This is a genomic window from Pseudomonas sp. Pse35 (assembly GCF_024519715.1).
GTDB classification, from domain to species: domain Bacteria; phylum Pseudomonadota; class Gammaproteobacteria; order Pseudomonadales; family Pseudomonadaceae; genus Aquipseudomonas; species Aquipseudomonas paracarnis.
In genome coordinates, this window is record NZ_JALJRP010000037.1 from 46,158 (window position 1) to 56,585 (window position 10,428).

At 62.1% G+C, this 10,428-nt stretch carries 9 protein-coding genes; 3 read left to right on the plus strand and 6 right to left on the minus strand.

The genetic code is table 11. The features are described 5' to 3' along the window. Positions 1–137: 137 nt before the first annotated feature. The 3 genes from OC445_RS23420 to OC445_RS23435 all read right to left on the minus strand — a co-directional run bounded on the left by OC445_RS23420 (position 138) and on the right by OC445_RS23435 (position 5,166). Positions 138–779, minus strand: a complete 642-nt coding sequence (locus OC445_RS23420; protein ID WP_054897468.1) for a DUF1345 domain-containing protein — start codon at positions 777–779, stop codon at positions 138–140. 148 nt (positions 780–927) lie between these two features. Then, the gene (locus OC445_RS23430; protein WP_089042600.1) at positions 928–4,017 is read right to left on the minus strand and encodes an efflux RND transporter permease subunit; all 3,090 of its coding nucleotides are present in this window, start codon (positions 4,015–4,017) and stop codon (positions 928–930) included. 6 nt (positions 4,018–4,023) lie between these two features. Beyond that, the gene (locus OC445_RS23435; RefSeq protein WP_198791053.1) at positions 4,024–5,166 is read right to left on the minus strand and encodes an efflux RND transporter periplasmic adaptor subunit; all 1,143 of its coding nucleotides are present in this window, start codon (positions 5,164–5,166) and stop codon (positions 4,024–4,026) included. A gap of 171 nt (positions 5,167–5,337) precedes the next feature. On the opposite strand from OC445_RS23435, the gene OC445_RS23440 reads away from it, so the two are divergent. Together OC445_RS23440 and OC445_RS23445 are read left to right on the plus strand one after the other, a co-directional pair. Beyond that, a complete protein-coding gene (locus tag OC445_RS23440) occupies positions 5,338–6,039 on the plus strand; it encodes a response regulator transcription factor (protein ID WP_003190934.1) in 702 nt (233 codons plus the stop codon). A 3-nt stretch (positions 6,040–6,042) separates the two neighbouring features. Further along, entirely contained in the window at positions 6,043–7,344 is a 1,302-nt protein-coding gene (locus OC445_RS23445) for an ATP-binding protein (protein ID WP_072447837.1), read from the plus strand. Here the strand turns inward: OC445_RS23445 and OC445_RS23450 are convergent, their stop codons facing one another. The 3 genes from OC445_RS23450 to OC445_RS23460 form a co-directional block, all read right to left on the minus strand. Then, the gene (locus OC445_RS23450; protein WP_057977202.1) at positions 7,345–8,019 is read right to left on the minus strand and encodes an anti-sigma factor domain-containing protein; all 675 of its coding nucleotides are present in this window, start codon (positions 8,017–8,019) and stop codon (positions 7,345–7,347) included. It abuts the gene before it with no gap. Then, positions 8,016–8,546 (minus strand): sigma-70 family RNA polymerase sigma factor, encoded by a 531-nt coding sequence (locus OC445_RS23455; protein ID WP_072447839.1) that lies wholly within the window; start codon positions 8,544–8,546, stop codon positions 8,016–8,018. The genes OC445_RS23450 and OC445_RS23455 overlap by 4 nt, the downstream gene beginning before the upstream one ends. Before the next feature lie 86 nt (positions 8,547–8,632). Continuing rightward, positions 8,633–9,154: a DUF3455 domain-containing protein gene (locus OC445_RS23460; RefSeq protein WP_054921463.1), complete on the minus strand. Its 522-nt coding sequence runs from the start codon at positions 9,152–9,154 to the stop codon at positions 8,633–8,635. A gap of 193 nt (positions 9,155–9,347) precedes the next feature. Here OC445_RS23460 and OC445_RS23465 point away from each other — a divergent pair, with 193 nt between their 5' ends. Further along, a complete protein-coding gene (locus tag OC445_RS23465) occupies positions 9,348–10,133 on the plus strand; it encodes a sulfite exporter TauE/SafE family protein (RefSeq protein WP_054921460.1) in 786 nt (261 codons plus the stop codon). Positions 10,134–10,428: the final 295 nt, after the last annotated feature.

Consider the following 10,428-nt stretch of genomic DNA (forward strand, 5'->3'; position numbering starts at 1 on the left):
GATCAGCCCCGTGCCCTTGGATGGGTTGGTTGTGAGCGATTCAATTCAGCGCCATAAGCACGCGCTGCACAACTGTCAGAACTAACAGGTTTGCCGGTCCATTCGTCGGTTTTCTTTACCCATACGCTTAGCCAGGCCTAGCCAAACAACCCTGCCGCAATATTGATTGAGAACCCCAGGATCGCGGTATTGAACAGAAACCCGATCAACGATTGCCCCAGCACCACTTTACGCAAGCTACGGGTGGCAACACCCACGTCCGATGTCTGCACGGCCACGCCGATGGTGAAGGAGAAATACAGGAAGTCCCAATAATTGGGGGTGAGCAAGCCCTCGGCAAAGCGCAGCGCCGGCTCCTTGCCTTGCCAGGTGTAATAGAGCCTGGCGTAGTGCACGCTGAAAATCACCCCGATCAGCAGCCAGGAGCCGATCACTGTCAGCCCGGTAAAAGCGTAATGCAGCAGACGTTCGGAAGTGGCCAGGTCCTTGCTGCCCACCAGTTCGAAGGTGATGGTGGCCAGGCTGGCGATGGCGGCGATGCACACCATGAACAGCACCAGGCCGGCGTTCTCGTCTTCGACTTCGGCGATGCGCTTGACGTCTTCGGCCTTGGCGCGAATGGTCAACCAGAGCATCAGTATCAGGTAGGTCCAGACCCCGGCGTTCCAGCCGATCAGGATTTTGCTGGCAAGGGTGTCGGCCGGCACCAGGAGGCCGACCGCAAGGCCCAGTACGGCGGCGGATGAGAGGCGAGGGTGGGTGCGGGCGAGGAAGGGCATGGTGGCTCACAAAGAACGCTGGAAACCATAGCCTATCCCTGTAGGAGCGAGCGTGCTCGCGAAAAACTTCAAAACACCGCGTGCATCCAGACGGCCCGCGTTATCGTTGACGATCTTCGCGAGCAAGCTCGCTCCTACAGTGTGGGCATTACTGGCGCTTGCGCACCAGCTTCATCACCACCACGAAGAACACCGGCACAAACACCACCGCCAATGTCGCCGTGATCATTCCGCCAATCACACCGGTGCCAATCGCCTGCTGGCTGGCCGAGCTGGCCCCCGTAGCAATCGCCAATGGCACCACGCCGAGGATGAATGCCAGGGACGTCATGATGATCGGGCGCAGTCGCAACCGTGCCGCTTTCAAGGTGGCGTCGATCAAATCCTCGCCCTGGTCATACAGGTCCTTGGCGAACTCGATGATCAGGATCGCGTTCTTCGCCGACAGGCCGATGATGGTGATCAAGCCGACTTTGAAAAATACGTCGTTGGGCATCCCGCGTAGCGACACGGCCAACACCGCACCCAGTACCCCCAGCGGCACCACCAGCAACACTGAGGTGGGAATCGACCAGCTTTCATACAGCGCGGCCAGACACAGGAACACGATCAGCAGCGACAGGCCCAACAGCAGCGGGGCCTGGGAACCGGACAAGCGCTCCTGCAACGACAAGCCCGTCCATTCCTGGCCCAGCCCGGCGGGCAGTTGGCTGACCAGACGCTGGATTTCGTTCATGGCCTCGCCAGTGCTGTGCCCCGGCGCCGCTTCGCCGCTGATGGCGATGGCCGGGTAGCCGTTGTAACGGGTCAACTGCGTGGGGCCCTGGGTCCACTTGGCTTCGACGAAGGCTGAGAGCGGCACCATCTTCCCGGCGTTGTTGCGCACGTGGATTTTCATCAGGTCGGCCACCTGGCTGCGCTGGTCGCCTTCGGCTTGCACCACCACGCGCTGCATACGGCCCTGGTTGGGGAAGTCGTTGATATACGCCGAACCTATCGCCGACGACAGCACGTTGCCTACGTCGGCAAACGACACACCCAGGGCGTTGGCCTGCTTGCGGTCCACTTCCAGCTGCACTTGTGGTGCTTCAGCCAAGGCGCTTTCACGCACGTTGGCCAGGATCGGGCTTTTCGCTGCAGCGTCCAGCAATTCGGTACGTGCGGCCATCAACCCGGCGTGGCCGACGCCACCGCGGTCCTGCAAACGGAACTCGAAACCACTGGAAGTGCCCAGGCCGTCTACCGGTGGCGGCAGGATTGCATAGGCAATCGCGTCCTTGAGCTCGCTGAAGGCTATGTTCGCGCGATCGGCAATCGAGGAAGCGGAGTCATCGCTGCCACGTTCTGACCAGTCCTTTAGCGTGGTAAACGCCAGCGCGGCGTTTTGCCCGGAACCGGAGAAGCTGAAGCCCATGATCATGGTGGTATCACCCACCCCAGGCTCGCCGGCGTTATGCGCCTCGATCTGTTCGGCCACCTGCACCGTACGGTTCTTGCTGGCGCCCGGCGGCAACTGGATATCAGTGATGGTGTAGCCCTGGTCTTCCACCGGCAGGAACGAGGAGGGCAGGCGGCTGAACAACAGGCCCATGCCCACCAGTAATACCAGATAGATCAGCAGGTAGCGGCCGCTGCGCTTGAGGGCATAGGCCACCCAACCTTCGTAACGGTTGGTGAGTTGGTCAAAGCGCTGGTTGAACCAGCCGAAGAAACCACCCTTGGCATGGTGCTCGCCCTTGGCAATCGGCTTGAGCAAGGTGGCGCACAGTGCCGGGGTCAAGGTCAGGGCCAGGAAAGCGGAAAACAGGATCGAGGTGGCCATCGACAGTGAGAACTGCTGGTAGATCACGCCCACCGAACCCGGCATGAAGGCCATCGGCAGGAACACCGCCACCAGCACCAGGGTGATACCGATGATGGCCCCGGTGATCTGGCCCATGGCTTTCTTCGTCGCCTCTTTGGGCGACAGGCCTTCGGTGGCCATGATGCGCTCGACGTTTTCCACCACCACGATGGCATCGTCTACCAGGATGCCGATAGCCAATACCATGCCGAACATGGTCAGCACGTTGATCGAGAAGCCCAGCAGCAACATGGTGGCGAAGGTGCCCATCAGCGCGATCGGCACCACCAGCGTGGGAATCAAGGTGTAGCGCACGTTCTGCAGGAACAGGAACATCACCGCGAATACCAGCGCCATCGCCTCCATCAAGGTGTAGACCACCTTGGTGATCGAGACTTTGACAAAGGGCGAAGTGTCGTAGGGAATCTTGTATTCCACATTGGCAGGGAAGTAGCGCGACAACTCGTCCATTTTCGCCCGCACCAGCGTTGCGGTACTCAATGCATTAGCGCCGGGCGACAGTTGCACGCTGACGGCGGTGGACGGCTTGCCGTTCAGGCGGGTGGAGAACTGGTATTCCTGGCTGCCGACTTCCACCCGTGCCACATCGCCGATGCGCACGGTGGAGCCGTCGGGGTTGGCCTTGAGCACGATGTCGGCAAACTCCGCCGGAGTGGACAGTTGCCCCTTGACCAGCACCGCCGCGGTGATCTCCTGGGTGTGGGTGCCCGGCAAGTCACCGATGCTGCCCGCTGAGACCTGGGCGTTCTGGGCGCTGATCGCGGCGTTGACGTCGGCCGGCGTGAGGTTGAAACCGATCAGCTTCTGCGGGTCGATCCAGATACGCATCGCTCGCTCGGCGCCATACAACTGGGCCTTGCCGACCCCGTCCAGGCGCTTGAGCTCGTTCATCACGTTGCGCGCCAGGTAATCACTGAGCGCCACGTCGTCAAGCTTGCCGTCGTTGGACGTCAATGTGACCAACAGCAGGAAACCGGCGGAGACTTTTTCCACCTGCAAGCCTTGCTGAGTCACGGCCTGGGGCAGGCGCGGCTCGACGACCTTGAGGCGGTTCTGCACATCCACCTGGGCCATTTCCGGGTCGGTGCCCGGCTGGAACGTGGCGGTAATGGTCGCCGAGCCCAGGCTGCTCTGGGATTCGAAATACAGCAGGTGGTCGGCGCCGTTGAGCTCTTGCTCGATCAGGCTGACCACGCTCTCATCCAGGGTCTGGGCCGAGGCGCCGGGATACACCGCGTAGATTTCCACCTTGGGTGGCGCGACGTTGGGGTATTGCGCCACCGGCAATTGCGGGATCGCCAGGAAGCCCGCCAGCAGGATAAACAGGGCCACCACCCAGGCGAAGATCGGGCGGTCAATAAAGAACTGCGGCATGACGGGTTATTCCTTTACGAGCGGGCTGTCGTCCACTTCAACTTTTTCACCGGGGCGTGCGTGTTGCACGCCCTCGACGATAATGCGGTCGCCGGGCTTGAGGCCGCTGGTGACGATCCAGCGGTTGTCGATCACCGCACCCAACTCCACCGGTTGCTGGCTGACGGTCTGTTCGGCGTCCAGCAGCAACACCATCGGGATACCAGCGCTGTCACGGGTGATTGCGCGTTGCGGCACGCTGATACCTTGTTTGTCCACGGCCTGTTCCACGCGCACCCGCACAAAGCTGCCGGGCAACAGGTCGAGGTCCGGGTTGGGGAACTCGCTGCGCAGGATGATCTGCCCGGTGCCCGGGTCGACGCTGATGTCAGCGAAGAGCAATTTGCCTGGCAACGGGTACAGGCTGCCGTCGTCCTGGATCAAGGTGGCCTTGGCCTGGTCCTGGCCGACCTGCTTCAAGCTGCCGGCACGAAAGGCGCGGCGCAGGTCGTTCAGCTCACGGGTGGACTGGGTGAGGTCGGCGTGGATCGGGTCCAGTTGCTGGATAATCGCCAGCGGCGTGGCTTCGTTCTGGCCGACCAGCGCGCCTTCGGTCACCAGGGCGCGGCCAATGCGCCCGGAAATCGGTGCGGTCACGGTGGCATAGCCCAGGTTCAGCCTGGCACGCTCGACGGCGGCCTTGTTGGCGGCCACTTCGGCGTTGGTCTGGCGCAGGGCGGCGCGGGCGTTGTCGTACTCCTGGCCGCTGATGGCGTTGCCTTCGACCAGTTGGCTGTAGCGCTGTTCTTGCAGGCGCGCCTGGAACGCATTGGCCTCGGCCTTGCTCAGGTTGGCCTGGGCACTGTCCAGGTCGGCCTTGAACGGCGCCGGGTCAATACGGAACAACACGTCGCCTTGCTTGACGTCGTGGCCTTCGTTGAACACCCGCTGCATGACCACCCCGGCGACCCGGGCGCGTACTTCGGCGATACGCGGTGCGGCGATGCGCCCGCTCAGTTCGCTGGTAATTGAGAGGGGTTTGGCCTGCAGGTTTTCGATCCGCACTTTGGCCAGGGGCATTTGTGGCGCCTCGTCTGCCGACTGACCACACGCGCTCAGCGCCAGTGTGAGGGCCAACAGGCAAAACGGCGCAAACAGATTCTTCGACATGCTCTTATCCCAATATTGACTGGCGCATCCTAGGGGCACCTGCGCCGTGGTGCTGTGAAGCTGTGTAGCGGGTCTGTGAAGAAGTGTAAGGTACGGCGCGCAGGGCGTCGGGGGCGTATATCCTTGCACAATCCTGCAACACACCAACAAACAGCATTATTTGGAAACACCATGCCCAACATCCTCCTGGTGGAAGACGACGCCGCACTCTCCGAGCTGATTGCCAGCTACCTGGAACGCAATGGCTACCACGTCAGCGTGCTCAGCCGCGGCGACCATGTCCGTGAACGCGCACGCCTGAACCCGCCGGACCTGGTGATCCTCGACCTGATGCTGCCGGGCCTCGACGGCCTGCAGGTATGCCGTTTGCTGCGCGCCGACTCGGCGGGGCTGCCGATCCTGATGCTGACCGCCCGCGATGACAGCCACGATCAGGTTCTGGGGCTTGAGATGGGCGCCGACGACTACGTGACCAAACCCTGCGAGCCGCGCGTATTACTGGCCCGGGTGCGCACATTGCTGCGTCGCAGCAGCCTGTCCGAACCCCAGGTGGCCAGCGACCAGATCGTCATGGGCAACCTCTGCATTGATCTGTCCGAACGCACCGTGACCTGGCGCGAACAGGCGGTCGAGCTGTCCAGTGGTGAATACAACCTGCTGGTGGTGCTGGCCCGGCATGCCGGCGAAGTGCTCAGCCGCGATCAGATCCTGCAACGCCTGCGCGGTATCGAGTTCAACGGTACCGACCGTTCGGTGGACGTGGCCATCTCCAAGCTGCGACGCAAGTTCGACGACCATGCGGGCGAGGCGCGCAAGATCAAGACAGTGTGGGGCAAGGGGTATCTGTTCAGCCGTTCCGAGTGGGAATGCTGAATCATGTTTCGCGTACTGCTGCGCCTCTACCTGATCACCATCGTCACCTACAGTGCGGCGATTTACCTGATTCCCAAGCTGGTGATCCAGCTGTTCGAACACCGCTACATGGACTACAACATCGAACAGTCCCGCGGCCTGCAAAAACTCATGGTCAAGCAGTACCAGCGCGCACCGGTGGAGCGCTGGTCCCAGGTGACCGACCAGTTGAGCCGCGATTTTGCACCCTTGAAAGTGCAACTGTTGCTGCGCCAGGACGCCCGCTACACCCCTGAGGAAGAACAGCTGCTGGAGCAAGGCAAGCCAGTGATCCGCCTGGGCGAATGGGGCTGGATGGAGGAAATCAGTTCGCCGATCAACCAGCAGTTCGCGGTCAAGCTGACCGTACCGCCAGACCCGTTGGACATGAACCTGCTGTACTGGTCGATGAACGTGCTGGTCGGTGCCGCCTTGCTGGCGTGCCTGCTGGTGTGGCTGCGTCCGCACTGGCGTGACCTGGAGCGTTTGAAAAGTACCGCCGCGTTATTGGGCAAGGGCCATCTGGAGGCGCGTACGGGGCTCGCACCCAGCTCCAGCATCGGCGGCCTGGCGGCGGTATTCGACACCATGGCCGACGATATCGAGCGCCTCTTGAACCAGCAGCGCGATTTGCTCAATGCGGTCTCCCATGAACTGCGCACACCGCTCACCCGCTTGGATTTCGGGCTGGCCCTGGCGCTTTCCGAAGACTTGCCCCCGGCCAGCCGCGAGCGCCTGCAAAGCCTGGTGGCGCATATTCGGGAGCTGGATGAGCTGGTGCTGGAATTGCTGTCTTACAGTCGCCTGCAAAACCCGGCGCAATTGCCCGAGCGGGTAGAGGTGGCGCTCGACGAGTTTATCGACAGCGTGTTGGGCAGCGTCGACGATGAGCTGGAGAACCCCGATATCGTCATCGATGTGGTCCTCGATTGTGCCGTGGAGCGCTTCAGCCTCGACCCGCGCCTGACTGCCAGGGCCTTGCAGAACCTGCTGCGCAATGCGACGCGCTACTGCGACAAACGCATCCAGGTGGGCGTTCGGGTATGCCCCAAAGGCTGTGAAATCTGGGTGGACGACGATGGCATCGGCATACCGGCGGAGCAGCGCGAGCGCATCTTCGAGCCGTTCTACCGCCTGGACCGTAGCCGCGACCGCGCAACCGGTGGCTTTGGCCTGGGCCTGGCGATCAGCCGGCGCGCCCTGGAGGCCCAGGGCGGCACTTTGACGGCCTTGGCGTCTCCCTTGGGCGGGGCGCGGTTTCGTGTGTGGCTACCTAACCTTTCGTGATCAAAGCACTTTGACTGCGCGGCCGATCCCGTGAATCGGCCCGGTGGGTTTGCCGGTGGGCGAGCCATTGGGCCCTTCCAGCGTCAGTTCAAACAACTGGTTCGGCGCCAGTGGCGGCAGCTTGTCCAGCGGCACCGACAAGGTCTGCCCCGGTTTGACCAGCCCCAGTGATACGGGCCCCTGCCAGCCATCGCCCTTGGTCCAGAACTCCAGGGCTTTGTCGGCAGGAATCTCGATCACCCCTAGTGGAATCAACTGGATCTGCTGATTATCACTGGCCTGCACCACCCAGCCCGGTGCCTGGCTTTGCGGCGCCATCAGCACCACCACGAAGCTGGGTGTGGTGATGGGCGGGCGCGTCAGTAATAAAGCCGCCAGCACCACGCTTGCCATCAGGCCCGCGGCAGAAAGCCCGCGCCAGAACGCCAGCAGGTTCCACCACGCCACGCTCGTTTCGGGGGCTTTGATTCCGCGTTCAATGCGCCGCCACAGCTGTGCCGAAGGCGGCACCGGTTGTGCCAGCGCGACCAGAGGCAACAGACGCTGCTCCCAGGCATCCACCGCTGCACGCAGTGCCGCATCATGGGCCAGGCGTTGTTGCACCTCAGCGCGCTGTTCGGCGGGCAGTGTCCCCAGCACGTATTCACTGGCCAGTTCATCCAGGCTGTCGTTCATGCCATGCACTCCCGCAAGGCGGCGAGGCTGCGTTTGATCCAGGCTTTGACGGTACCCAGAGGGGTACTGAGTTTTTGCGCAATTTCGCTGTGGGAGTAGCCGTCCACATAGGCGTGCAGGATGCAGGTGCGGCGTGTCGGGTCGAGCCGCTCCAGGCACTGGTGGATCTGCCCGGAGCGTGCAGCAAACTCAAAAGTCTGGGCAGGCTCTGCCATCGGTTCATACTGATCGTCCAGTGGCACGTCACGCCCGGCGCTGCGTACAACGTCCAGGGCCAGGTGGCGAGTCACGCTGAACACCCAACCCCGTGCGGAGCCTCGCAGGGGGTCGAAACTGCGTGCGCCGTGCCAGATCTTGATAAAGGCGTCATGCACGATGTCCTCGGCCAGTGCCTTGTTGCGGGTAATGCGCAGCGCCACACCGAGCAAACGGCTGCTGTCCTGCTCATAGAGTTGGTGCAGGGCGCGATGATCGCCGCGGGCGCAGGCTAACAGGCACACTTCATAATCAAAGATGATTTCAGCCAAACCAGAATTCCTGCCACTGAGGAGACGTCTACGCGTGGTAGGCGCGAGGTTGCTCGCGCCTACCTGGCCAGCGTAGCTGAGTTTGCTCAGTTGGCGGCCCAGAAGATGTAGTCCGCCTGGTATTTCACCCCTTCCTTGGCGCCTTTGTTCGCGGTGGTGCATGGCGTAGCGGGAGCGACTCCGCCTTTGAGCGCAACCCGCTGGATATACGCCACGCCACTCATCGCACCTTTTCCCTCGGCCGGGTTGGCCTTGACCAGTTGATAGGGCAGGTTACCGGGGCTCGACGGCGCCACGGCCAATTGCGTGCCGGTGATGGTCGAGCCGTCCTTGGCCTGCCACGTGGCAGGTGGGCCGAAGTAGGTGCCGACCTGCTGACCATTACGGTCGTTCAACACGGCTTTGGGGCCGACGAAGGTCCACTCGGTCTGGCCGGCAGCGCTGGCCTTGTCGCGGCATTCATAGGTGATTTCGCCGACCCCGGTGGTTTGCATCGCCACCTTGTGGCCATCCGGCACCTTGATGCTGTCCGGCAGGCCCGCCTGGGCAAACGCCGACGGTGCGGCGAGGAGCAAGCTGGACAGGCACAGCAGTGTTTTAGCGTTCATGGTGTTTCTCCATTGGGTAGAACAGCAGGGTTACGTTGATGACTACGGCCCAGGCCCGCCCATTGGATGCAGGGCTTTGCGAAAAAAGTGAAGATTTCCAAAAAAGCATAAACTCAGATCGCATCGGTATAAGTGGTTATAAGAAAAATCGCTATCCTGCGGCCAGAAATTTATAAGGCCTCGGGTAGCTGGAATGGATGTAGGTAATATTGGTTTCGTGGTTGCCGGCCTGATCGTGGGTTTTATCGTGGGCATGACGGGGGTGGGCGGCGGTTCGCTGATGACCCCGATCCTGCTGTGGTTTGGCATCAACCCAGCCACTGCGGTGGGCACCGACCTGCTGTACGCCGCGATCACCAAGTCCGGTGGTGTGCTGGTACACAGCAAGAACAAGAACATCGACTGGACCATCACCGGCTGGCTCACCCTGGGCAGCGTGCCGGCGGTGTTGCTGACGTTATGGTTCCTGGCCAGCCTGCACACCGACCCCAGCGCGATGAACGCGGTGATCAAGCAGGCCCTTGGCGTGGTATTGCTGCTGACGGCCCTGGCGATCCTGTTCAAGAAAAGCCTGTTGGCCTTTGCCCAGCGTCATGCTGGCGATTCCTACCATCTGCGCCCGCGCAATCTGAATGCGCTCACTGTTGTGACAGGTGCGATCCTGGGCACCATGGTGGCCCTGACCTCGATCGGCGCCGGCGCCCTCGGCACGGTGGCGCTGTTTATCCTGTACCCGTTCCTGGCCACGCGGCGCCTGGTTGGCACCGAGATCGCCCATGCCGTGCCCCTGACCTTGGTGGCGGGCCTGGGCCATGCCAGCATGGGGAACATGGACTGGCATCTGCTGGGCTTTTTGCTGATGGGGTCGCTGCCGGGGATCTACGTTGGCAGCCATATGACCGGCAGGATTCCCGACGGGGTACTGCGGCCGTGCCTGGCGGTGATGTTGATGGCGGTGGGGTACAAGTTGGCGTTCTGAGTGAGTGGCCTGACACCCCACGATCCAAATGTGGGAGCTGGCTTGCCTGCGAAGGCGGCCTCACAGTCGACACCGTTATACCGAGTACATATCCATTCCTGCGGTAACGGCCACCTAGGGGTCCGCCCTTACGGCGGGTCACTTTGGAAAAGCCCCAAAGTAACCAAAGGGCTCTTGCCCCACCACTCGGCACCTCGCTTAGGCTCGGTGTGCCCGTAATCCGCCAGTGATTTGGGGGGGCGCCGCCACGCGCCATCCATGGCGCGGGGCGGCTAAACCGGCATCCCTGCCGGTT